Annotated in this window: 21 protein-coding genes and 3 pseudogenes; 8 read left to right on the forward strand and 16 right to left on the reverse strand. The window is 34.9% G+C overall.

The genetic code is table 11. The features are described 5' to 3' along the window. Window positions 1-215: 215 nt before the first annotated feature. The 9 genes from ACEWFJ_RS16030 to ACEWFJ_RS16070 all read right to left on the reverse strand — a co-directional run bounded on the left by ACEWFJ_RS16030 (window position 216) and on the right by ACEWFJ_RS16070 (window position 6,555). Window positions 216-1,106: a cupredoxin domain-containing protein gene (locus tag ACEWFJ_RS16030; RefSeq protein ID WP_473689207.1), complete on the reverse strand. Its 891-nt coding sequence runs from the start codon at window positions 1,104-1,106 to the stop codon at window positions 216-218. Window positions 1,107-1,296: 190 nt separating this feature from the next. After that, window positions 1,297-1,821 carry a hypothetical protein gene (locus tag ACEWFJ_RS16035; protein WP_473689208.1) on the reverse strand — a complete coding sequence of 175 codons (525 nt, stop codon included), beginning with the start codon at window positions 1,819-1,821 and terminating at the stop codon, window positions 1,297-1,299. Window positions 1,822-1,958: 137 nt separating this feature from the next. Then, on the reverse strand, window positions 1,959-2,795 hold the full coding sequence (locus tag ACEWFJ_RS16040; protein WP_473689209.1) for a M56 family metallopeptidase: 837 nt from the start codon (window positions 2,793-2,795) through the stop codon (window positions 1,959-1,961). After that, window positions 2,795-3,196: a BlaI/MecI/CopY family transcriptional regulator gene (locus tag ACEWFJ_RS16045; RefSeq protein WP_473689210.1), complete on the reverse strand. Its 402-nt coding sequence runs from the start codon at window positions 3,194-3,196 to the stop codon at window positions 2,795-2,797. Before ACEWFJ_RS16045 ends, ACEWFJ_RS16040 begins: the two co-directional genes overlap by 1 nt. A 200-nt stretch (window positions 3,197-3,396) precedes the next feature. Further along, on the reverse strand, window positions 3,397-3,525 hold the full coding sequence (locus tag ACEWFJ_RS16050) for a hypothetical protein (RefSeq protein ID WP_473689211.1): 129 nt from the start codon (window positions 3,523-3,525) through the stop codon (window positions 3,397-3,399). A gap of 233 nt (window positions 3,526-3,758) precedes the next feature. Then, a complete protein-coding gene (locus ACEWFJ_RS16055; protein WP_473689212.1) occupies window positions 3,759-3,983 on the reverse strand; it encodes a hypothetical protein in 225 nt (74 codons plus the stop codon). Next, a complete protein-coding gene (locus ACEWFJ_RS16060; protein ID WP_473689213.1) occupies window positions 3,958-4,758 on the reverse strand; it encodes an ABC transporter permease in 801 nt (266 codons plus the stop codon). Before ACEWFJ_RS16060 ends, ACEWFJ_RS16055 begins: the two co-directional genes overlap by 26 nt. A gap of 5 nt (window positions 4,759-4,763) precedes the next feature. Next, window positions 4,764-5,534: an ABC transporter permease gene (locus tag ACEWFJ_RS16065; protein ID WP_473689214.1), complete on the reverse strand. Its 771-nt coding sequence runs from the start codon at window positions 5,532-5,534 to the stop codon at window positions 4,764-4,766. Further along, on the reverse strand, window positions 5,527-6,555 hold the full coding sequence (locus ACEWFJ_RS16070) for an ABC transporter ATP-binding protein (RefSeq protein ID WP_473689215.1): 1,029 nt from the start codon (window positions 6,553-6,555) through the stop codon (window positions 5,527-5,529). The genes ACEWFJ_RS16065 and ACEWFJ_RS16070 overlap by 8 nt, the downstream gene beginning before the upstream one ends. Before the next feature lie 913 nt (window positions 6,556-7,468). Between ACEWFJ_RS16070 and ACEWFJ_RS16075 the strand changes: the two genes are divergently transcribed. The 5 genes from ACEWFJ_RS16075 (at window position 7,469) to ACEWFJ_RS16095 (ending at window position 11,408) form a co-directional block, all read left to right on the forward strand. Next, a complete protein-coding gene (locus ACEWFJ_RS16075) occupies window positions 7,469-7,942 on the forward strand; it encodes a hypothetical protein (protein ID WP_473689216.1) in 474 nt (157 codons plus the stop codon). 134 nt (window positions 7,943-8,076) lie between these two features. Then, window positions 8,077-8,364, forward strand: coding sequence for a hypothetical protein (locus tag ACEWFJ_RS16080; protein ID WP_098310556.1), 288 nt, complete (start codon window positions 8,077-8,079; stop codon window positions 8,362-8,364). A gap of 92 nt (window positions 8,365-8,456) precedes the next feature. Continuing rightward, window positions 8,457-9,443: an LLM class flavin-dependent oxidoreductase gene (locus ACEWFJ_RS16085; RefSeq protein ID WP_473689217.1), complete on the forward strand. Its 987-nt coding sequence runs from the start codon at window positions 8,457-8,459 to the stop codon at window positions 9,441-9,443. 430 nt (window positions 9,444-9,873) lie between these two features. Then, a complete protein-coding gene (locus tag ACEWFJ_RS16090; RefSeq protein ID WP_473689218.1) occupies window positions 9,874-10,737 on the forward strand; it encodes a leucine-rich repeat domain-containing protein in 864 nt (287 codons plus the stop codon). Between the two features lie 218 nt (window positions 10,738-10,955). Beyond that, complete coding sequence (locus ACEWFJ_RS16095; protein ID WP_473689219.1) at window positions 10,956-11,408, forward strand: AraC family transcriptional regulator; 453 nt, start codon at window positions 10,956-10,958, stop codon at window positions 11,406-11,408. A 476-nt stretch (window positions 11,409-11,884) separates the two neighbouring features. Here ACEWFJ_RS16095 and ACEWFJ_RS16100 read toward each other — a convergent pair. The 5 genes and pseudogenes from ACEWFJ_RS16100 to ACEWFJ_RS16120 form a co-directional block, all read right to left on the reverse strand. Then, window positions 11,885-12,411, reverse strand: a pseudogene (locus ACEWFJ_RS16100) (permease). Further along, window positions 12,408-12,890, reverse strand: coding sequence for a hypothetical protein (locus ACEWFJ_RS16105; protein ID WP_154709543.1), 483 nt, complete (start codon window positions 12,888-12,890; stop codon window positions 12,408-12,410). Before ACEWFJ_RS16105 ends, ACEWFJ_RS16100 begins: the two are co-directional and overlap by 4 nt. Then, window positions 12,883-13,224 (reverse strand): PadR family transcriptional regulator, encoded by a 342-nt coding sequence (locus tag ACEWFJ_RS16110; RefSeq protein ID WP_429709457.1) that lies wholly within the window; start codon window positions 13,222-13,224, stop codon window positions 12,883-12,885. The genes ACEWFJ_RS16105 and ACEWFJ_RS16110 overlap by 8 nt, the downstream gene beginning before the upstream one ends. Window positions 13,225-13,616: 392 nt before the next feature. Next, a complete protein-coding gene (locus tag ACEWFJ_RS16115) occupies window positions 13,617-13,940 on the reverse strand; it encodes a hypothetical protein (protein WP_473689220.1) in 324 nt (107 codons plus the stop codon). A 270-nt stretch (window positions 13,941-14,210) separates the two neighbouring features. Continuing rightward, the gene (locus ACEWFJ_RS16120) at window positions 14,211-17,552 is read right to left on the reverse strand and encodes a carbohydrate-binding protein (RefSeq protein ID WP_473689221.1); all 3,342 of its coding nucleotides are present in this window, start codon (window positions 17,550-17,552) and stop codon (window positions 14,211-14,213) included. A gap of 691 nt (window positions 17,553-18,243) precedes the next feature. Here ACEWFJ_RS16120 and ACEWFJ_RS16125 point away from each other — a divergent pair. Next, window positions 18,244-19,338 (forward strand): response regulator aspartate phosphatase, encoded by a 1,095-nt coding sequence (locus ACEWFJ_RS16125; protein ID WP_473689222.1) that lies wholly within the window; start codon window positions 18,244-18,246, stop codon window positions 19,336-19,338. Further along, on the forward strand, window positions 19,338-19,592 hold the full coding sequence (locus tag ACEWFJ_RS16130) for a Phr family secreted Rap phosphatase inhibitor (RefSeq protein ID WP_473689223.1): 255 nt from the start codon (window positions 19,338-19,340) through the stop codon (window positions 19,590-19,592). Before ACEWFJ_RS16125 ends, ACEWFJ_RS16130 begins: the two co-directional genes overlap by 1 nt. Before the next feature lie 339 nt (window positions 19,593-19,931). Here ACEWFJ_RS16130 and ACEWFJ_RS16135 read toward each other — a convergent pair. Continuing rightward, window positions 19,932-21,245 (reverse strand): annotated as a pseudogene (locus tag ACEWFJ_RS16135) (GH25 family lysozyme); the annotation flags it as partial. A gap of 33 nt (window positions 21,246-21,278) precedes the next feature. Beyond that, window positions 21,279-22,736, reverse strand: a pseudogene (locus ACEWFJ_RS16140) (GW domain-containing glycosaminoglycan-binding protein); the annotation flags it as partial. 346 nt (window positions 22,737-23,082) lie between these two features. On the opposite strand from ACEWFJ_RS16140, the gene ACEWFJ_RS16145 reads away from it, so the two are divergent. Continuing rightward, window positions 23,083-23,226 (forward strand): hypothetical protein, encoded by a 144-nt coding sequence (locus tag ACEWFJ_RS16145; RefSeq protein ID WP_473689224.1) that lies wholly within the window; start codon window positions 23,083-23,085, stop codon window positions 23,224-23,226. Window positions 23,227-23,690 lie beyond the last annotated feature (464 nt).

Consider the following 23,690-nt stretch of genomic DNA (forward strand, 5'->3'; position numbering starts at 1 on the left):
AAATATGATAACAAAAAAATAGCTATTTGCTGAAAAAAAGCATAAACTCCCAAAATAAAAAATCTCCTGCTCAACCAGGAGATTTACTATCTTTCGTCATTAACATGTTCTATAATTCCTTCTGTACAAGCATCAAGGCTTTCAATTAAGGATTAATAGCCCAATAGCACGAAATATTTTCACTTATATTTTCCCTTCCTTTTTGTTATCTTTCTCTATGCCTCGACGATAATCTTGCCTGTAAACATCCCCATTCCACAATTAAACGGTATTGTTCCTGCTTTGTCTGGTGTAAATTCCACGACGTTGTCGCCTTCATCTAAGTTCTTTTGTATATTAAGGTCTTTAATAATCAATTCGGATAAACATCCACCTTTATAATCTTTTTGAAAGTGAAGCTTAACAGGTACCCCTACTTTTACCTTTACATTTTCGTTTTTATATCCAAGTTGTTCAACAGTTACAACAGATTCTTGATATCCTTGTTTTTGTTCTGCTTTCACAGGCTTAGATTCTGAAGTTGTATTAGCCGAAACTTCTGTATTTGTCGTGTTTGTAAATTTTTGAATATATTGGGAAATAGGCTGAAAAAACACGACTAGTCCAACAAGCAAAAGAGAAACCGCATACAAAATACTTTTTACCATAGGTTTCTTTTGAAATGATGTAGTATTTTCTTCCTTTGTTTTTGCTTCTTGGTGGATTAATTGGATTACAAGCATCATGACGATTACAAAGATAATATCCATAAATAAAGTTACCTGATATGGGTTTTGAGAGATAACCATAACTCCTAACATGGCACCCATCATGCCTCCCATAATTCCCGCTAACACGCCATCTAACGATGCCAGCAAGCTGAATGGACGTCCAATGCTGTATCCCATCATTATTCCTACTAATACCGCAATCATGACAGGCGTAGTTAATTTTCCATTCATAATGGTTCCCAATATGGTCCCAACTAATAAGCTGGACATCATGGCAACAGCCATTGCAGTCATCATGGCTGTCATATTCGATAACTGTTTTTTTACACGATGAGTTGTAATGGTGACATAACCTGTTAGCACTAACACAATGCCTAAGCTTATTACATATAACATATTTGTTCCCCTTTCATCTTAACCAAGTATTAACAATCTCACACAAATAGGAATTTATAATAGACAAGATGATTGCAACTGAATGAATGGGTTATACAGATAAGGACTGGTTAATGGATAACCAGCCCTTATTCTCTAATTTATTGGTGTCGTTTTAGCTAGTGTTTGTTTTACTTGCGATCTACATCATTTATTTTTGTTTTTGTATATCTTTCATCATTTTCATACAGTCTTTTACGCTCATACCTTGAGACAAGCAGTCTTTCATCATTTTCATACAGTCTTCTGCACTCATACTCATGGCCATGCAGTCTTTCATCATCTTCATGCAATCTTTCTCACTCATACCCATAGCCATACAGTCTTTCATCATTTTCATACAGTCTTCTGCACTCATACCCATGGCCATGCAGTCTTTCATCATCTTCATGCAATCCTTCGCACTCATACCCATAGCCATGCAGTCTTTCATCATTTTCATACAGTCTTCTGCGCTCATACCCATAGCCATGCAGTCTTTCATCATCTTCATGCAATCTTTCTCACTTATGCCCATAGCTTTCATCATCTTCATACAGTCTTCCATGCTCATTGTTTCCGATGCAGAAGTTGTTGTATTCACGGATTTCACTTCAGTTGGGCTAGCTGCAAACGCACTTCCCCCAAATGCCATTAATGCAACAACAAGCGATGAACCTACAATTATCTTTTTCATTGGTTTTTCTCCTCCATTGTCTTTTCATGAAGATGGCAAAACGACCATCTACTACACAATTGTAGTAGATGGTCGTTTTGCCGTCAATTATATACTACGTAATTGTAGTATTAAAAACGTTTAGAAAAGACAATTTGTCATAAAAATGACACACATCCTATTGGGAAAGCAATAAACAGAATATAAATGATAGACCTTATCCACTCTAACAAGGAAATAGGCGAACGTTTATAGGTTCCTGTTAGAAGAACTTCAATCCTGGTATTCGTATCTTGAAAAGAATGATTTTGAAAGTGTACGGTTGCAAATGAAGAAGGCGGTACATTTGTTATTAATTTGTATAATGCTGAAGCAACAGCTTTAACTCCTACCTTATGAATCGCAAAAGTATCTGCTTTTATTTCTTTTTCTATCATATAGCGTTCATACAACTTTTGGGAGATGGGTAAGAATGAAAATATACGCGCTAAGCTAAACCCTATTGATAATTTAAACGGATCTCTGTTTTTGCAATGATAATATTCATGTTCCAACACAGCCTCTAATTCATATGGCTGTAATAAGTCAATTAAGCTAGTGCTAACTAGAATTTGCGGATGAACGAATCCATACGTGAAAGCTAAAGGTTGAGTAAAATTTACAACCTGAACCTGTACAGAATATTTTTGTTGAAAAACCTCAACTACATTTGATTCGTAACAGTCTGTTTTATATAGATTTAATTTAGTAATAAATTTTTTCGTCTTTTTAGACAGAAATAAAAAATACATAATGGAGCATACCAAGAGAACGCCTAAAGTAATCAGGGTAAGTGTAAGTAATTGATAATGCTGGATGTTACAACATTCTAACATCCAATACGTACAATTCAGTATCGTGTGATAATGTAAAACAAGGCAAAATCCAATAAACAGGGTGATTATACCCATTAACCGTAAAACGTACAGCTTTGAAGCCTGAAATAATCGAGACATTATTTTTCATCCTGCTCTAATTTTTGGATTAGTTCTTTCAGTTTATTGAGTTGATCAGGGTTATGCCCAATAGCATCCACAAACTGTGTAATAGCAATATCTCCGTAGTTATGAAGGAGATGTTCCACTTGCTCAGAAGAATTTTGTTGAATGAGTTCGTTTGGACTGTAACATGGCTTATATACGTATCCTTTTCCTAACTTACTACGTGTGAGAATTCCTTTTTTATCTAATCGATTCATGATTGTCATAATAGTGGTATAAGCATATTTATTTTTCTCATTTAATTCTGTTAACACATTTTGGACAGTTACTTCTTTTCTAGACCAGATTACTTTCATTACTTCAATCTCCAGCGGTCCTAGAATTTCTAATAAGGCTTTATTTTCAGAGTTACCCATTTTACTCATCCTACTTTCGAAATACTTTATGTTATTCCATTTAAGTATAAAAGAAATGAAGAAATATGTGAATGTATACCAAATTTATGTGTAAATATAATGCCAATTATCTATAGTCAATCCTAGTCTCAAAAACCTCCGTTTTTGAGACTTTTTTATATTCCACTCATTTCCACCACACATAATAAAAAATCTCCTGCTCAACCAGGAGATTTACTATCTTTCTTCTTTATAAAATACACTTCTAAAGCTCGAAGAAACGCTTCTTCAACTTTTATTGTGCCGTATGATTCATTTCCAAGTTTGAGTGGGGATGCTTTTTTTGTCATGAGACATCACCTCATCCTCAATATATGAGCTTTATATGTGAGGACTACTCTTTTTTTATCATTTAAAAAATATCACCATATAAAACAAAAACAATGAGGACAAAATATTAATTCCTCATGGTATCACTAACTATTATTTTTTTAATTTTGGTACTTATGAAGTAAAAAAATATTTGCAATCCCTACACATCACATTTGTAATATAAAAATCTATACCCATTAAGCTAATAAATCTAATGACAACTTACAATTTGATAAGTAAATAATACAAATGCCTCTTTAGAGTTCCAACTATTTAATTCCTTTTGAATTAATTCTTGATGTTTTTTAGAAATATCAAGAATTGCATTTCCAATCGACTTTCTTGCATATTCATCAGGGTCATTCTTTAAGTTTGAAAATAAATTTGTAGTTACTTCAGGGGGCTTTAAATTAACTTCCTGTACTGGTGAATACACTTAATCCATATTTCCAGAAACGATAAGCAATGAAACATAGTATTATAGCAACGAATGGTGTGCACAAAGAAATCCATTTGTACCCCTTATCAAAGAAAAAGACAGCTGGATAAAAAGATGTAAAACTGTAAGGAATAATAAATGTTAAAATAAATGCTATAACTTTATTATAGATAGTAATTGGATAACGTGAAAAATCGCTTAAACTAAATACCGCTGATACAACAGGAATACTATCTGTCATCCAAAAGGAAAACGTAATAAAAAACAGATTTAATGCAACAAAAATAAACCCACTGGAAATAATCATGACAAGCAGCATTAATACATTTCCTACTGTCATAGCAATATCTAGATTACTAATGGAATAATAAAGGACTACTCCCCCTATTATAAGTTGACCAAATCCATCCTGTTGAACGCGCTCTGCTATAATTTGGAACAGTGGGTTAATAGGACGGATAAGCAAACGGTCTAAATTTCCTGTCCGAATGTATTGCCATCCGATTGTCCACAAGTTATCAAAGAAAATATGATGAATTGCCCTTCCTGCAAAGGCAATGCCATAGATTAAAAGGATTTGATAGAAATTCCACCCCTTTAAAGTTTCAATATGATCAAATACCACTTTTATGAAAAAAATAGATGCAAATTGTTGAATGAAAACAGACGAAATCCCTATAAGAAAGTCTACTTTATACTCCATCATAACTTTTAAATGCTGTTTAAAATAAACAGTGTACAAGAATACGTACCGTTTAAGAGTGTGCAACACGGCACTCACCCCCCAAATATTGTAATTTTCCGAATTGCGAGAGCCCATAAGAATCGGGCAAGAACTGCAATGAGAATGAACCATATAAATTGTGTCGCAATGGCTATGTAAGCCGCAGAGCCTGAAATAGCACCTGTATAAATAGAAACAGGTATATAGACCATAGACTGAAATGGTAAAAATATACTAATCTCTTGAAACCAGTGTGGATAAAGCGATAATGGGACGAGTGCACCAGAACAGAACTGAATAATAGAGTCTCGCAGAAGGCGCAGCCCCCATACGTTAACGGTCCAGAATGCTAATATACCAATAATAAGGTCTAATTGTGTCCCGATTAAAACACCTAATATTACACTGATGATAAATAATCCAAAAGACTCTAATGATTGTGGTAGTTCTATCCCTATAAACCAAATGGAAAACAGTAACATAGGAAACGTTGTCCGAACAGAATTAGAAATTTTTTGTCCTATATCCATAGCTACCAGTTTGTCTAACAAATGGTACGGCTTCATAAGTTCCAGTGCTATGTCACCTTGTTTAATCATTCTAGCTAAATTGTCCCCAACGCCTGATACATATTGTTCCAATAATAAAGCAATCACCATATAAGTTAGCATATTAGTTAGTGAAAGTGCTCCAACAGTCTGTTTATTCTCGTAAACAGCAGTCCAAAAATAATACAACGTACATAATTTAACAATAATCGCAAATGTACCTGCCCAATACCATGCTGCATAAGAAGTATCTAGCTTTATCTGCACTTTAAGCATTTCCCAATATTTCCTCAAGGGATTCCTCACCTCCATGCTGATAAAGATCTTTAATAATCGTCTCTAATTTAGGATTTGAAATCGTCAAGTCTGATATTTTATTGTGTCTTGCGAGTTCTGAAAGCACAAATTCAGATGAAACAGTCTTTGTATGAAAACTTAGCTCTACGTGAGATGAATTTTCTGCTTCACTCTTATGTATCACGATATCATTTTGTAATGATACAGGAATTTCAAACATTGTGTGCTCTTCTAATTCTAAATATAGGATGCGGTTATAAGAAAAACGATCTTTAAGATCCTGTAAGTCCCCATCATACATAATAGACCCTTTATCAATAATAATAATCCGCTGGCAAAGCTCTTCTATATCCTGCATATCATGTGTAGTTAATACAACTGTTGCGTCCAGTTTCTTATTCATTTCCTTAATAAAACTACGTATTTTCACCTTTACATCAATATCTAGACCAATTGTAGGTTCATCTAGGAACACAACAGAAGGTTGATGAAGAAAGGCAGCAGCCAACTCACAACGCATTTTTTGTCCGAGTGATAACTGTCGAACAGGTAATGGCATTAAAGTCCCTAGATCCAATACATCCTCAAATAAATGCAACATTTCCTGATATTTTGTTTCTGGAATCCCATAAACATGTTTTAATAGTTCAAAAGACTCTCGCACCGGTATATCCCAAGCAAGTTGTGTACGTTGGCCAAAAACAGCTCCAATATTTTTAGCATTTTCCTGTCGGTTTTTGTATGGAATAATTCCATTCACCTTAATTTCGCCAGTATCTGGAGTTAAGATTCCACACAACATCTTAATAGTAGTTGACTTTCCAGCACCATTGAATCCGATATATCCGACCATTTCTCCTTTTTCAACAGAAAAAGAAATTGGTTTTACCGCTTGCTTATCATAATATTTACGTTTTATTAAAGCCTTTATTGCACCTATTAAACCTGGCTTCCTCTCTAAAATCTTATAACTCTTAGTAACATTCTTTACTTCAATCATTTACAATTCCCCTACTTCCCCTTTTACAAAAATTCGCCGTTATACAGTTAAAGTATTGTAGCAATCAGATAAATTTCTTCATCCCATTACACCTGCCCCCTATAAAATAAGGATTGATTGTAGATTATAAGCTAACATCCTCTTTTTACGAAAACGTTTGCATAAATGGAAACTAGTATAATTTTACAGGAGCATTTAAATATTATCAACAAATTTAAGCAAGGCATTCATTACCCAGCGAGCTAATGATGATGAAGTTGGCAGGGTAACTTGGGAATGTGCTAGGGATAAAATAGAATTTGAAGAAGATCTAGAAACAGTACTTGTGTGAGAAATCAAAGAGGAGTTGGGGTTAAAAGTTTCAATTGAAAAGATTTTATATGCAACCATTTGCAAAAACAGCCCAACGAGACAAGTAATTATTCTTACATACTTATGTAGAAACAAAATGAAAAGTATAGTTCTCTAAAAGGAACATACCGATTACCAATAGTCAACAAAAGATCCATTACGATTACTACTGACTCCAGAAATCATCAATGATTTTGAGAGAAATAATGTAGCATATAGTTTTGATCCATACCTAAAAAGCCCTCCAAGTTAGTCAGGAAGCTATTAGTCTTGCAATCTTATAAAATACACTTCCAAAGTTTGTAGGAATACTTCCTCAATTTTTAGTGTTCCGTTTGTTTCATTTCCAAGTTTAAATGGAGAGGCTTTTTCAGTCATGGTTTATCACCTCATCTCTACTATATACAAAAAATATTACGGACTACTCTCCTTTCACATAATCAGTGTTATCGGAAGTAGATATCAATTCTCCCATATTTTGTCGCTAATCATTTAGTACATATCACCTTTTATTTCAGGAAATAGTAAATGAGATAAAATCCTGTACTTTGGAGGTTGAAGTATGCGAAAGATAACAGTTATTCTTTTTTGTATGGTGTGTTTTATATTCAGTAGCAATATATTAGCGAAAGCTTCCTCGTTTAGTAATCTTCCTATATCAAAGTCCTCTGAACGCTGGCATTTGAAAATTGATAAAGCTGACGATGACCCAAGGCTTTCAAAACCAAAACCAGGCGTAGTTAATACATATAGTCTAGATGTGAAGAATCTAGGAAAAGATGTTTATAATTTAGATGTAGATATATACAGTAACTTTAACGATTCCAAGACTTTGCGGGCAAACATGGACGCACCAGAAACTGAGAGAACAGTTCCCAATAATGAGTGCCATTTTTCTAACTTTCCTGTGTCAGTAAAGGCAAAGGGTATTACAGTTATCATTACATGGCAAGAGGATCTACCTAAGACATCCTCAAATGGTGAAACGATAAAAGCGAGAAAATATAAAGAAATATTTGTGTTCGATCAAAAATAAATGACAAAAAGAGGTGCAATTTGCACCTCTTTTCTTTGCAATCACTATAATTGACAATATGTACAACGCTGTTATAATGGTACATCGGTATATAAATAACAAATTATGATTTTGAGCAAAAAGGATGTGGAATTATGAAACAACATAACGAACAAGCAAGTGGAAAAGATCAAAAAATTAAAGTTGAGCGTGTACAAACTGGCATGAGAATGGAAAAAAGAATGGTAAAAGTTTTAAAAGCAATGGCAGAGTATCACGATATTTCACTAGGCGTTCTTCTTGAAAGAATTGTTCTTCATGCTTTTGAAAACAAACCCATGTTTAGCCAAGAGAGCCTTGAAAAGGTTAAAGCTATAAAAGAAGTTTACGACATGGATTATGGTTTAGAAATGAGTCGTCAGTGGAATGATTCGGAAAACTAGAATGATTATTTTTAAGTACAGTATCATCTTAAGTTTTTGTAATCTATCCGTGAAGTAGAGAAGTTAAATAAAATTCCCTGGAGTGAAATTAAATGAAATTTAGTACATTAACGATATTTGACCATTACCCAAATCAATCATCCCGAACACCCAGACAATTCTACAACGAGGTATTGGACCAAGCCGTTCGAGCTGAAGAAATGAATTTTGATGGTGTATGGTTTACAGAGCATCATTTCTCAGATTTTGGCATCAACCCCTCTCCAGCAGTTATGCTCGCTGCGGTATCTCAAAGAACGAATAGAATCCGTCTTGGCGTGGGTGTTTCGGTACTTCCATTACATAATCCTTTACGAATTGCTGAAGATTATGCGGTTGTCGATCTTTTATCAAACGGGAGATTAGATTTGGGATTAGGTAGTGGATATAATCAGAAAGAATTTGATGGTTATAATATTTCATTAGAGGATAAAGCTCAGCGATTTAACGAGTCTCTAGAAGTGTTACAGAAAGCATGGTCAGGTAAGCCTTTTTCTCATCAAGGGGACTTTTTTCAATATAAAGAAATCAAGCTTAGTGTCCAGCCAATTCAAGCTCCGTTTCCCCCTCACTGGATTGCAACCTCTAGTGAAAATGGTGCTACTCATGTCGCCAGTATGGGAAGCAATTTCATGGGGCTTGGATTTAGCAAATCACGAGATGAATTAGCAAAGCTTATTGATACATACAAAAATGTGTATCAAAAATCAGGACATGGTAATCCAGATCAATTAGAAATCCCCGTTGCCTTCCATGTTCATGTTGGTGAAACATCTGCAGAAGCTGAATCAAATGCAAAAGGTCCTTATCAATTATTTATGAATACCCCGCATGGGAAAAATATCTCATATGAGGTTCTTAAAGAGAATTTTAATCCAGTAATCGGGAGTCCTGATGAAGTTATTAAACAAATTCAGTCTTACCGTGAAATAGGTGTTACAAACTTTATGGCAGTAATGAATTTTGGTAGCTTAGAACATCATAAAGTGCTTTCATCCTTAGACTTATTTGGTAAGTATGTAATTCCTGCTTGTAAGTGAACATTTGATAAAACACATCGCACTTCAAAAGAAATGGTTTTATTTACTACCATTTGTTCTGAAGAGTTTAAGAATGGACAAAAAATAAACTCTTAAAATTTCCCGTTAGTCATCCATGCTTCCAGGTGTGACATGAATGACTAACGGGAATCAATAGTTCAATAAATGAAAAAAGCCAATCCTTCCTTTTCGTACAGGAAATTGGCTTTTTCTATATAAAAAATCGCTTAGCGTACAAAATGCGCGCTTTGTCGACTGTACCCTTTCAATAGTTTTAACCTTCTTTTTTATATTAAATCCCCTTTTCTTTGCAATCACTACACATCACATTACAGATTTCTTATTAAGAATGTATTAAAGAAAATCTGTTGAAATTCAACTTCTTTGATAAAATGTATTTAAATGAATCACATACAAAGGTTGGTTAAAAATGAAGAAAAATAATTTTTTAGTGATTGATGGTACTGTTCAAATTCACGGGAACAGAATCAATGAATACGTTGATTTCATTAATACACATAACTTCAAAAGCGTTTATATTAACAGCCTTAGATATGAACCGACACACATTAATTTTCTCAAGGACTGTCCTCAAATAGAGAAATTATCCATTGGAAGCTCATATATTACGGATTTTTCAGAACTATACAGATTAAAAAACTTAAAATCTTTATCACTAGATGAACTAGCAGTACCTATTAATTTAGCGGAACTGGAGAGTTTTACAAATTTAGAAACCCTCTATATCCAATGGAACAAAAATATTACAGGATTCGAATGCTGTCCTAATCTAAGAGAGCTTTTAATTTGGAAATACAAACCAAAACAAAAAAATCTTGAAAAGCTGGCCTCACTAACGAACCTTGAAGAATTAACGATAACGCAAGGAAATATTGATTCACTAAAAGGATGCGGTGCATTTCCTAAACTAACTAAGTTAGAAATCAATTATTTAAGGAATATAGAGTATATTGATGAAATTGAAAAAAATTCATCAACCTTGAAGTGGCTTGAGTTTAGCAATTGCAGCAAGATAAAAAATCACAGCTATGTTTCTTGTTTAAAAGAGTTAGAAACTCTTATCTTCGCTAGTTGCGGAGACATACAAAATTTGCAATTTGTTAAAGAACTTCTAAAATTAAAGCACTTGAGTTTCGTTGACTCAAATATTGTAGATGGAAATATAGAACCTTGTAACGGTATTCATTTTGTGGGTTTCAATAACAAAAGACACTATAGTCATAAGTTTGAAGAACTAAATCCAGAATTCGCCAATAATCTTCCCTCTTTATAAATTAACACAAGAAAAATCCCTACTTTTAATGAAAAAGAAGGGATTTTTCTTGTGTTAATGGACTTAGAGATCTGAGTAATTAATAGGTCCTCTTCAAGAAAAGCGCTCATTTATTGAGTAAGAAAATTATCAATTTTAAAAAAATAATTGATTATATTTTTATATCATAATAGCATTTGAAATGTAGTAACTATTAATGGAGAAAGGAAACAGATACTATGAATATTAAAGTCGAAACTCTTCCAAAATATCGCATTGCATATGTGCGACAAGTTGGTCCGTATGGTCCTGCTAACATTCAAGCAATGGAAAAGTTAAAGAAATGGGCTGAGGAGAAAAACCTTGTTAAATCGGCAATAATACTTGGAATTCCACAAGATAACCCTGAAACAACACTTCCTGAAAACTGTAGATATGATGCTTGTATTGTGATTTCAAAGGATTATCAAATTGATGATTCAATCTGCGAAAGTGAACTTTCTGGTGGAAAGTATGTTATTTGCAAAGTCAAACATACAACGGAAGATATTCAAAAAGCATGGGCTGAAATTTTTCCAGCTTTACACAACAGTGGATATCAAATTGACAACAAACCGATTTTAGAAAGATACACGAGTGATATGATTAACAACGATTATTGCGAAATATGTGTACCTGTAAAATCGTTATAGTTTGATTAGTACATTTTTACCTATTTGAGACTTTATTGTAGCTTTGAAACAAAGTCGTACCGTTTTTAAGAAAGTTATACCGTTTGCAAAAAAGATGAATCGTTTTATCCCATTGACCAATAAATTCATACCGGTTTAGTTTTTATAAAATCTAAACTTAAAACTGCTGAAAAAGAATCCATTTTGATTAATCTTTTTTCAAAGTGGATTCTTTTTACTTATCTTAAAATGCTGGTTTATCCCGCATTAACGGGCAGTAAGACCCCCACCTCAAGATTTAAAGAAAGCGAAGAAGATAGGTGGGGGTCTTACTGCCCGTAAAGTTCGATTGGTTCAACTAACCATCAGTGGGGGATGAAAAAACCCCCACTGATGGAAGTTTCACTTTATAAGGTGTTTTTGATCAAACGCTATTTAAAATTTACAGCTACAAAAGAACCTGGGATTGAGGTGCTTCAAGACTTATTAATCTAAATCTAAACTTCTTTAGTTATATCATACTTTAACAATTGTCGTTGGTCATAAAACTTCTCATAAATAATACCCATTAAATAGAAAAATAATAGACCAAAACAAATGTGAATGAGTGTAAATTTAGCTCCAAATGAAGCAAATTCATACACCATCACCGGTAATTTTGCAGTTGTCCAAACTCCTAGAAAAAATACAATGTATCGTATGCTCGCTCCTTTTTTAATAAAAGTGCTGCGATTGGAAAGGCTACGTAGAGGGGACCTGCTGCAATTCCTCCTAATAATAGGGAGAACAAGATGCCATAGATACCAGATTTTTTCCCCATATATTTAATTAATGTTTCTTTCTTCATCCACTGGTCAAGCAACCCTACGAATATTAAGACAGGAGGAAGTAGAAACAGCATATCTAAAATACTTTTTCCTGTTAATTGAAATGCGTTCCATCCCAACGATTGGTTTATAAAAGTCAATATAATGAGTCCCAATAGTAAAATGAAAAAGAAACGATATCTTCTTAATTCATTCATACCATCACCACCCAAATAATATACGAGAATATGAGAGACATTAACAATGCAGATGCATTACGAGAATAAGCAAAACTTCGCCCAAATATCTTTTGTTCCATCGGTAAAGTTGTGATTCCTACTGACATTAATGTAGACATTAATGCCGCAACTTGAGGGAGGCCCGCACCATTTTGGACTAATGTATTTCCAAGAGGAAACACAACAAAGCTTGGAATGAGTGCAACAGAGCCAATTATTGCTGAATAAACAATACCGATGAATCCAGATTTTTCCCCAATGATGGAAGAAATGAAGGAAGGCGTTAATATAGATAGTGATAGTCCAACGAAAAGCATAATCGATAGCATGGAAGGTATAAGATTACGAAACATTTTCCATGACTTTAATAGAGCATCTTTTGTTTTATTCCGATCCTTTATAAAAGAAATACTGGTAAGAATAATGGCTATAGCGTAAAGGATAGCACCATTAATCATGATTAGACTCCTTCCATTCTTTATATTTGTTTAAGAAAAATGATAAATTCTTAATTTTTTCTTCAATATCTATTTGAAAATCTTCTAATTGTCTTTTTCCAGCTGTAGTAATTTTGTACATCTTTATCGGCTTATCTTGATCAGATGTGTCCAAATAAGACTCAACAGCACCTTCTTTTTCTAATTTTTTTAGTGTGCGATATATGATGGCACTATCAATTGGATTGATGGGAAGCTCTTCTTCACATTTCTGCAGAAGTTTTCCTCCATAGCTATCTCCCTCTGTTAAAAACAGCAAAAGAAATGCACCTGTATGTCTCCCTGTATGTTTCATGAAATATATAACCTCCTAATTTAAATGCAAAAAATTTTTTCGTTAACATAACATTAAAATTAACACTGTTAATAACATTATACTGTCATTAACAGTAATATGTTACTAACAGTATAAATTTAATATAATGTCATGTCAATTCTAAAATATTCAACATGTTTTTTTATCTTTGTGATAACATGAATTCGATTGCAAATATTACCGAAGAATTGACAAAGTCAACAAAAATCGCGATTAAACATATGACCAAAACAATTGTTTCATACGTAAAGACAAAAACCTAAGTGGGCTAACCAAAAGGTAGGCGCATGAAGAAATGATCTATTCATAGAAACATAAGATAAGAGGCAAATTTAAAAAGGTGCCATCACTATGGCACCTTTCTATCTTTCTTATATAATCTGTAATGGACCTGTAACTGTAGAAAAATTCGTATCGGAATGTTGTTCTAGAAGATTATATGCTTCACGCAACAATGTATCTTTCTTGCTGTATAGACTTGGACATATAGACATATTTCTTTTATCACAACAAGGGCACCACAACCCCTCAAATGATACATTGCTGGCTTTGATCGTATGTTCATTCGGATTTATTTCACAGAAAAGAAGTACAGTTCCTCCCTTTTCTATATCTAAATAGAGAATCACCCTATTTTTTTCAAATCGGATTTCACCGTTTTGATCCTTATTGAATGTAACATTCTTAATCTTCACTATTACTCACTCCTAGACATTTATAAAGTATATGATATACTTTACATTTTTAATCACATATTCATTATATAATTAATCTATTACGTTATAAATTAAATGAACTTCCTACTGTAAATTATATAAACTAAAGAGTGTCTCTACCTCATTTCCGTCTGCTAAATCGATCCTCAATAATAAGAATTAAACTACATAGCAATTTATTTTATCATCTACCCCCAATAGACAAACAGACGACCATAGAATTGGTCGTCTGTTTTGTTTATAAATGTGCTATTGTTGTGACAACACATATTGAGCGTCTCGCAGCAAATAGGTTGCAGCTTCACTTGAAATGCGTTTCCCGTTTTGTGCCTTCACTTCATTCACAAAGCTGTTCAAATCGTTGTTTGCCAATTTGTCCTGCAGGCTACTAGCAATTCCGGCATTGTCAATCCATTTCGTATCGGCAAAGCGTGTCACCAACGCCTTTAAGGAATCGATGCTGGCCACTGTCTGAAAATGAACAGTTTTACTCCCCTGATTACCGGCTAGGTCACTAGAGGATATAACAAGGGTATGCTGACCAAGCGGCAAGGTATACAGCGGAGTCGTCGTTCCGATTTTGTAAGAATGCGCATCGAGAGTCACCGTCGTATTGCTGTTGTCGACACCCGAAAAGTTGTCGGTCAATGCAAACTGAGGCGTCAATTCCTCAGAATCTTTATAAATGCTTCCATCCCCTGGTACGGATACCGCGATTGCCGGTGTCGTCTTATCGATACCAATGACAAAATGTTTCACCGCTTCCACGTTGCCGGCGTTATCTATGGCACGATACTCAACGCTATGCATACCTTCAGCAGTCAGCGTCAATTCGGTCTTGTTTGTCCAATCGCCGCCGTCTACTCTTGTCTCGATGCGATTTACACCCGTTCCAGTTGGATCATCCTCTGCAGTGAACTTCACATTCACATCCTTTACATTCCAAGCGCCTTCACCGGTAATCCCATCTGTCGTTACCGTTGTAACAGGCGGTTGAACATCGGCGCTTCGACCATAAACTTCAAATTCATAAATATTTGCAGTTCCCGTTTCATTAGCATTTTGCGGCGTAGTAATATAAAGCCTTACATACCTTACGTTGGTTTTTGGTATATACCTGTCCGTTACATTTGAAACGTTTCCTGTAACAGAATCCAGGTCAGTCCAAGTAGTCCCATCCAGACTTCCTTGAAGCTTATAATTTTTAGTATTTAGAGATAAAGTATCGCCGCCTTCTCCTGCATGCTTTACTACCCATCTGGATATGTCATAATTTTGTCCAAGATCAACCATTAACCATTTGTCCCCAGTAGTATTTGAAGACCACTTACTGCCACTTGAAGCTGATCCATCTACTGCCTTAGACGCTTCGAACCCTACCAAACTTCCGTTGGATGTAACCGTCTTGTTCAGAGCCAGATTTACTGGAGCAGGATCGTAGCCTAAAGTGGTAACTTTTAATGGAATGCTAGACTCTGAAACATTTCCTGCTTCATCCTTAGCCTTTACAGTAAATTGATATGTCGTATTTGGAGTCAATCCTGTTACTTTATAGTTCGTACGCCCTGTTGTTGACCCAATCAAAGTATCTCCATTATAAATATCGTAACCTGTAACACCTACATTACCCTTAAAATTATCAGTAGCTATATCCCATGACAGATTTACCATCTTGTCTGTTACTACTTTCGTTGTGACATTAGTTGGTGCGATAGGCGCTTGCTTATCCGCCGCAAGTGCATCGGCTGTATAATTATTGATGGTCCAATTAGTTATCGTACTCTTTTTGTTGAAGTCTCTTCCATTTATCACAACCCTGTCGGCATAAACATCTACAATCAAGCCTTGACCTGAATCCTTAACAGCTCCATCTCTTACCATTGAAAAGTACTGTTTGTTATAAAAAGTACTCGGTAACGTGAGAGGATAATGAATATGTCCCGTTATAAAAACGCTTTGAGGATATTTCCCAATAATGTCCTCTAATTTTTGATCCTGTACCTCATCACTTTGATAAGGATCCCAAGGATATTCCTGATATACAGTATTATCTAGTGGCTGATGAAGGAATAAAAAGATCGGTTTATCTTTGCTTGCACCCTCTGCCAACTTATCATTTAACCACTGAAGTTGAGTATCTGAAAGATATGCACTGTCCTTATCATCAGTCTCTGTTGCCAAATAGATGAAGTGGTATCCGTTTATCCACTTATCATAATAAGTATCTGGCATACCTGTATGTGTCAAAAATCTGCTTTTAGCAGTATCATATCCTCCCGACAACCACCTTACATCATGGTTCCCTAAAACATAATTGCAATTAAGTTGAGGATATTTATTCATTGTGTTCATAAGTAAATTATATTGTGCATCTGTTCCGTAGTCGGTAAGATCTCCAGCAACGCTAACATTTTGCACATTATTACTACCTGCGTCCTGCAATGCATTGTTAAGTGAGACATTAGCGAAATCACCTGGTACATTTGCATGTGTATCAGAAATGGACATAAAACTGAATTTATAGCTAGTATCCTTCTCAGGTGTTGTTGAAGCAAGAACCGTAACATTGATGCTTGTTGACAATGCTACATTATTCGGATTTGCAACCTCTGCTGGCGGATCTACTGTTCCCGTTACCGTGAAATTCTGCTCGGTCTTTACAGCCGGATCGTAACCTGAAGCAGCTATATTCCATGTCACAGGTGCGTCGACATTTCCGCCATCGGTCACAAGTGCTACTTTACTTGGCAATCCAAGGGCTACCGCTGTAGGCGCTGTTCCGTTTATCACTCCTGTAACCGCTGCAGGTGCTGTGATGCTTGTTAGATTCTTTGGCTTTATTTCTACTGTATAAGTTGCTGTCTTACCGCGTACTTTGACGGTCAGTGTCTGGCTGGCCGCTGCAGTTGAACTGTTGAACCCGCTTACATCGGAAGGTCTAACTTCCTCCACCCTTGTCGAACCATCTATGTATGTGCCGGTGACTACCATACCTGTAATATCAAGGCTCTCTCCGATACGGTAAACAGTCTTTGCTGGTGGTTTTGTAATGTCAATACTGTTCAACGTTTTTGAAAACTGAAACCAGTTAAGATTGGCTACATATGTTTTTCCCGCCGCTACCTTCAATACAAGGTATACATCATGAGTTCCGGTAACATTGGCAATATCGGTAGATTGAGTCTGGTAGACATTCCAGTTGTCTGGTGCTGTAGTAGCGACAGTAAGCGTTCCCGCTAAAGGACCTGTCGGACTGTCAAGCCTGATTTCAATATTACCGCCTGCATTTGATCCCTTTACTGAAAGTCTTGCACTAAATTTCGTAGCACCATTAGTACCGCTACCAAAATCAATATTTTTATATACTAAATACTGATTGTCATTCGTACCTCCCACACTTTGTCCACCATCTGGACATGATTCAACTTTAAGGTAGGAACCCGACTTGGAACTAAAGTTTTCTGCTTCTGTCAGACTATATGCATCGCTTGCGGCATGCACCGGCGTATAGCCAACAATACTGCTTAGTAGGAATGCAACTATCATGATAAGTGAAAAGAATGACTTGTTAAACTTCCTTAAGGTAACCATAAACATCTCCTTTAATTTTTTTATTCCTATCGATGGCACTTCTATCGTATCAACGGATTGTAAAATTCAAATCCGCGAACTGTAAACGTTTCGTAAAATATGGATTGCTTCCTTTTATCTGCACTTTTTGGGACTCTTTTCATCACTTCTGTTATATCGTCTTGTTTTCGGTAAAGTGTTACACACTGACCGACCTGCTTCCTGTCAGTTTGAAGAAAATCAATAGATATATAATGGGTGTAACAGTAAGTATGCTTGATTTCGCTGCCGATGTTCCTTAAACCAGCTTAGAATCTGATCATGATAGAGATCTAACTATTTCAGGTTGCAAAAAAGAAAAATGTTTTCCGCTTTTGTTTTAATATCGTATGAATTAAAATTTGATGAAACCACGTTTTAAACGAAGCTATCTCTTCATTTTTTAATAATAAAAAAACAGACCAAAATATTGCTATTTGGTCTGTCATTCAACTTTTTAATTCTCACTTTTTTCTTCCAAATGAGAATCCGTTAGGTGCAATTCACACCTCTTTTCTTTGCAAATCCTACACATTACAGGTTTTTTAATAAAAAAATAATCAGAATATATAGAATATTCTGATTATTTTTTATCAATTTCTCTAGAAATTAACCCTCCCCTCCAACAGTCAGAATTATGGTAATATTTAGTTAAAAGGGAGGCGTATCTACTATGAGTACAGAAGTCATAACAAAAGAACTACTTACACGTTTACTCAATAATTGGTATCAATCGATATTGAAACAACAATTTGTTGAATCGAAACAATTAAAAGAAGATATTGATTATAAAATCAACAATGCAGAACAAGATCATGAATTATTATTATATTATTCTTTGCTAAATTTTAGATACAAAGTTTTAACAGACTGGATAGAGATTAAAGAAGACAGTTTTGATCAGGTAGAGTCTTTTAAAATTCCAAGTGAAGGATTTCTGGCATATTATTATCATTTTTTCAAAGCGTTTCATTTTACACTCATTACAAAATATAAAGAAGCAAAAGAACAATACGAAGAGGCTGAAAAACTTTTAAAATATGTTCAGAATCCATTTGAACAAGCTGAGTTTAATTATCGATTGGGTTATTTCTATTATCAATCGTATCAGCCAATACTAGGAATTGATTACATAAAAAAAGCAAAAGAAGAATTTGCAAAACATGAAGATTATCAAATTAATGCAGCTCTATGTGAAAATATGTTTGCTTTATGTTGTATCGACTTAAAGCAATTTGAACAAGCAGAAGAAAGCTTCAATACTGCTTTAGATGTTTTCAAAAAATTAAATAGTGAAAAAGCTGTTTTAATGGTTCGAAGTAACTTAGGATGGCTATACGGAAGTCAAAATCTTTCAGAATTAGCAATTCGTCATATTTCTGAAGTTGTTGAAAAATCACCTAGACATTATAAAGCTATTTTTACTATGGCTGAGGAAAATTACAAATTAGGTAGAATTGAGCTTGCAAATGAATTCATTAAATCTGGATTAAATCTCTGCAATGAACTAAAAAACAAAGAATTCCAACATCGTTTTATAATTTTACAAGAATTAAATAGACATTCTCACACTGCAGAATTAGAAAAGGCAGTTTTGGAAGGTATTTCGTATTTTGAAAGCGAAGGTTTATGGGAGTGCGTAAAAGAATATACTGAAAAATTAGCATTGAAATTCTATGAAGAAGAAAATAATTCAAAAGCAAGTCAGTATTTTTATATGAGTATCATGGCGAGCAAAAAATACCGTGAAAAAGGAGCATTAAAATAATGAAAAAAATTGGTTTATTAATAACGGGACTAGCAATTACGAGTGCTTTAACTATTAGTTTAAATACTTTTACCAAATCCAATAGCCAAGCTTTGAATCGTGGAGATGGTGGCGGTGCACCTGCATTTTCTCTGGGGGATTATAGTGATATAATTAAACAAGATGGACATACTGATTTACCTGTGCCTGAATTAAATAGAGGTGACGGCGGTGGTATAATCATTTCTGAATCAGAACATGGGGTTGAATGGTAATCAAAAAAGATTTCCTTTCTATTTGATGACAAATAATGAATTCTACACTATTCATACAAAGGATACATTAAACAGGATGATATTCAAAATTTACTAAAAAAGAATTTTGATATCATCCTATTTTCATTCATATTAATTTTTAAGTGAATCATAAAAATTAATTCCATTTCGCCATTATTAAAAGTAACTATTGCTTGATTAATTTGTAATCCCTTAAAATAATACAATTTCTTATCTTTTTAATGAAAGAAAGCAGACCCTTTTCTAAAAAGGTCTGCTTTTTTCATTAAGTTTCGTATTTTCTTCTCCCTGAATATACAGGTATGAAATCCGTTATTGCTTAAGTCCATCTAAAGAAGTTGTAACAGACATATCAACCGTTCCTACTCCATTTACATTCGCACTGTCTGTATATTGCCAAGAATTCCAGCCTTTCCAATCACTTAATGTAGTTGGAAGGGTAGAGCCATACTTTGCAACCCAAATAGGTACATCGCCGAGTCCAGTTATGTTAAAACCATTTACATACCAGCGGCCCGTATAGATCATAACGCGTTTTCCTGTTGTCTGCTGTACGTAATTAATAAAGGTACGTGCCCAGTTTGACACATAAGATCCTGTTATCGTATTTGTCGGACTAGATGGTGATTCAAGATCAAGTACAGGCATTAAATCGGTATGATATTGATTCAATACATCAACAAAATGTTTCGCTTCCACTATCGGGTCATTTTGTTCTGGATGAGCGAAGTGATATGCTCCAACTAAAAGGCCTGCTGCAGATGCATTTTGCACGTATTGTGCATAGGTTGGATCTGTATATGAAGTACCTTCGGTTGCCTTCATATAAGAAGCACTAATACCAGACTGCTTCACTTGATTCCAGTCTATACTTCCTTCCCAGTGTGAAACGTCAATAAATGTATAGGCAGGTTTCAGTGTTGTCGTTACTTTACTAAAGCCAGTACCTTGCATATACTCCACTTCAATCCAGTGAACATCACTTAATCCATTTGTTGCATTTTGGTTATCATGAATATCAATTTTTAACGCTTGTTCATTGTAAGTATTATACCCCCATGTATCTGCAACTTTTTGCCCATCTACATATACACGAACTCCATCATCTGCTCCCGTGTATAAAAGATACTGACCAGCTTTCAAGTGCTTAGCTGTGACATAGCGTGCTGAGAAATGAGTTCCTGGTACACCTGTAACTGGGGAGCCTTCAAGACCATTATCATCTTGTAAGCCGCCATTTGCTGCTTGTGAAAGAGTCTTAGCACCAACAGGATATCCAGAAAGTGTTTCATTCGGATAGTAATATGCAAGCCAGCTACCAAATGGTACTACATCTGAAAATACAGCTGCTTGTCCACCATCTTGATAATATTGCGTATGAATGCTATGGGAGCCTGCTGCTACATTTGGTAATATAGCGCGATTCGTTTCACCAGCAGCTAATGTCCAGCGATCGATGACTAGATTATTATCAACCGAAACCTTTATACCGTCATCTGCAAACGACTGAACAAAGTAATCTCCTCCAGACAATTGCTTATTTTGAACAAAATCAGCTTGAAACTGTTGAGAAGGAAAACCAGCAGGAGCTCCTGATCCCCAGTTATAATGAACTTCTCCATTTGGATCCAACTGAGTATATGCAGTTTGCGAAGATAATACATTCGCATCAACCCAACCTAAAATACGATCGCCTTGCTTAATTTTGTTCCAAGTAGTAGAACCTTTTGTAGCACTTTGTATTACTTGCACCATTTGATATTTATAATTATTTGTAAATTCTACGAATTTCGAGCCATATTCCCCATATGGTAAAGTCCATATGCCATCACCGTTCGTAGATGGTTTTATAACTGCTGTTCGATTCTCATCTTTTATATTCGTTAAATCCGTAAGTGCCTTCCCGGCATCGAGCCAGCCTAGTAGCTTACCGTCTTTTGCTACTTGATCCCAAGTAACATTTCCTATTGTTGCAGTCTTCACAACTTGAAGCGTTTGATATGTATAATCATTGGTACTTTGTACATATTGTGCACCAGCAATGCCATACGGTACGGTCCATATGCCGTTACCATTCGTACTTCCAATTGTAACAGAAAAGTTTGCCGGCTTTGCTATCCCTGCATTGTCTAACGCATAACTGCTAATCCAGCCAATAACTTGACCATCTATACTAAACTTATACCATTGTACACCTTGGTATGTAGCGCTCTCCAGTAACTGCAGATCTCGAAAAGCATATCGATCGGTCGATCCTAAATAATTTGCACCTGGAAGGCCATATGGCATGCTCCATATACCATTGACATTTGTCGCACCCATCACAGCCGTTTGGTTTATGGTTTGCAAATTCGTCAAACCACTTAACGCACGACTATCGATCCAGCCAATGACTTGATTATTTACGCTAAATTGATACCATACAACATTTCCTATCGTTAATTTCTGAATCAGCTTTATGTCTTTTCCTACATAATTATTAGTGGAACCGATATAGCTTGCGCCATTTAGACCATATGGAATAGACCAAACTCCATTCCCTGTTGTAAGGACGACCAGCTGATTCTGATTGACATTCGTTGCAGCATTTAGAACTTTACTATCAAGCCAACCTCCATCTTTCCCATTTATCTGTACATGATACCAAAGCACATTTCCAATCTGTGCACTACCAATAACATGAACCATCATACCACTATATTTGGTAACGTCTCCAAGGTAACTAGCCCCTTGCAAGCCATATGGTACTGTCCATATACCATTACCTTTCATGTTATCCTTAATCAAGCCATCGAAATTTACCGCTTGTTCATTTGTGACGGTACTAGCTGCCAAAGTGGAGCTTGTAGTGTCCGCATTTGCAACTGGTACTGTCTGAAAACCGCAAACCGTAATAGCGGTACATACAGATAGCCAAATCTTTCTCACTTCTGCACACCCTCTCCTTAAATTGTAGTAATCTTGTAGCTGGAAGAGGTCTATTTTTATGTAATCTTTTAATATACGTTCTAATAAATCAGATCTCCAACATTTATGTCCCTCTCTACTACCTTTACATATTACTATTTTTATAGAAATTTTAATATAGTATTTTTGACAAGTATTTCGAAATATTTTTAACATACAAACTCTTCAATAACCTTTATATAGAAGTGTTTATTCACGTTTTATACAAACAAACGATACATTCTAATACATGTCATTTTACTATTTTGGTATAATTTTCAAAGTGGGTTATTTTTCTATTTACATATTATGTACTCGTACTATCTTTAGCGAATATTACTGGGATTTGTCCCACTATTTATAAGTCGTAAGTCCCCTACTTCAAAGTTTAAGAGAAATTGGCCAAGGCTAATGCGAGGGTGTAAATGCCCGTAAAGCAAAAACCGAAGTGCGCTAATTCAAAGGTACAGTGACGAACAAATAATCTATTCATAGAAACATAAAATAAGAGGCACATTTAAAGATGACAAAAAACATTATATCCGTTATACCTTCTGGCATGTCTCCATTCCAACTGGATGCTTTACTTCTTCTAGAAGCGAAGCAAGAAGGTAAATTACAAAGAATAAAAGATAAAACCATAAAACTTTTAGGAGATGACTACTAAATATCTCTTGAATCATTAATAAATCTGCTAATGGAGAAATTGATTGTATAGCATGTTTCAATATCTTTATATTCGATAATAAAATAAATTATAATGTTTTATACTTTAGCTTAAATAGATTCAGGATGAGTATTATATATCAAGTATTACAACGACTCTCTTCTTCCCTTATATAAGATTCGGACCAACTAATCATTTTATGGGGGTAGTTTTTGAAATTCATTCAATGAAATCGGAAAAACTTCGAAATATATGATTTTGCGAGGATATCTATACAATAAAAAACTTAATTTCCGCAGGAATTAGTGTCACTTTATCACCAGAGATTACAATTTACGAAAACCTTTAAAAGAATACCGTAAAAATACAAATGAGAACTCCCCCTCCAAAAAGCAATTTTAAAATTTCTTCTACAATACACTCCTTGTGTATCTCTTTTCTTCCCTCTTCCCACTGCTTAAGAT

The sequence above is a fragment of the Bacillus sp. EA-CB0995 genome, from assembly GCF_055814245.1.

Excerpts from the sequence above, each read along its gene's own strand:
- ACEWFJ_RS16030 (WP_473689207.1), bottom strand. The coding sequence starts at position 1,106 with ATGTTATATGTAATAAGCTTAGGCATTGTGTTAGTGCTAACAGGTTAT.
- ACEWFJ_RS16035 (WP_473689208.1), bottom strand. The coding sequence starts at position 1,821 with ATGAAAAAGATAATTGTAGGTTCATCGCTTGTTGTTGCATTAATGGCA.
- ACEWFJ_RS16040 (WP_473689209.1), bottom strand. The coding sequence starts at position 2,795 with ATGTCTCGATTATTTCAGGCTTCAAAGCTGTACGTTTTACGGTTAATG.
- ACEWFJ_RS16045 (WP_473689210.1), bottom strand. The coding sequence starts at position 3,196 with ATGGGTAACTCTGAAAATAAAGCCTTATTAGAAATTCTAGGACCGCTG.
- ACEWFJ_RS16050 (WP_473689211.1), bottom strand. The coding sequence starts at position 3,525 with ATGACAAAAAAAGCATCCCCACTCAAACTTGGAAATGAATCATACGGC.
- ACEWFJ_RS16065 (WP_473689214.1), bottom strand. The coding sequence starts at position 5,534 with ATGCTTAAAGTGCAGATAAAGCTAGATACTTCTTATGCAGCATGGTAT.
- ACEWFJ_RS16070 (WP_473689215.1), bottom strand. The coding sequence starts at position 6,555 with ATGATTGAAGTAAAGAATGTTACTAAGAGTTATAAGATTTTAGAGAGG.
- ACEWFJ_RS16075 (WP_473689216.1), top strand. The coding sequence starts at position 7,469 with ATGCGAAAGATAACAGTTATTCTTTTTTGTATGGTGTGTTTTATATTC.
- ACEWFJ_RS16080 (WP_098310556.1), top strand. The coding sequence starts at position 8,077 with ATGAAACAACATAACGAACAAGCAAGTGGAAAAGATCAAAAAATTAAA.
- ACEWFJ_RS16085 (WP_473689217.1), top strand. The coding sequence starts at position 8,457 with ATGAAATTTAGTACATTAACGATATTTGACCATTACCCAAATCAATCA.
- ACEWFJ_RS16090 (WP_473689218.1), top strand. The coding sequence starts at position 9,874 with ATGAAGAAAAATAATTTTTTAGTGATTGATGGTACTGTTCAAATTCAC.
- ACEWFJ_RS16095 (WP_473689219.1), top strand. The coding sequence starts at position 10,956 with ATGAATATTAAAGTCGAAACTCTTCCAAAATATCGCATTGCATATGTG.
- ACEWFJ_RS16105 (WP_154709543.1), bottom strand. The coding sequence starts at position 12,890 with ATGATTAATGGTGCTATCCTTTACGCTATAGCCATTATTCTTACCAGT.
- ACEWFJ_RS16110 (WP_429709457.1), bottom strand. The coding sequence starts at position 13,224 with ATGAAACATACAGGGAGACATACAGGTGCATTTCTTTTGCTGTTTTTA.
- ACEWFJ_RS16120 (WP_473689221.1), bottom strand. The coding sequence starts at position 17,552 with ATGGTTACCTTAAGGAAGTTTAACAAGTCATTCTTTTCACTTATCATG.
- ACEWFJ_RS16125 (WP_473689222.1), top strand. The coding sequence starts at position 18,244 with ATGAGTACAGAAGTCATAACAAAAGAACTACTTACACGTTTACTCAAT.
- ACEWFJ_RS16130 (WP_473689223.1), top strand. The coding sequence starts at position 19,338 with ATGAAAAAAATTGGTTTATTAATAACGGGACTAGCAATTACGAGTGCT.
- ACEWFJ_RS16145 (WP_473689224.1), top strand. The coding sequence starts at position 23,083 with ATGACAAAAAACATTATATCCGTTATACCTTCTGGCATGTCTCCATTC.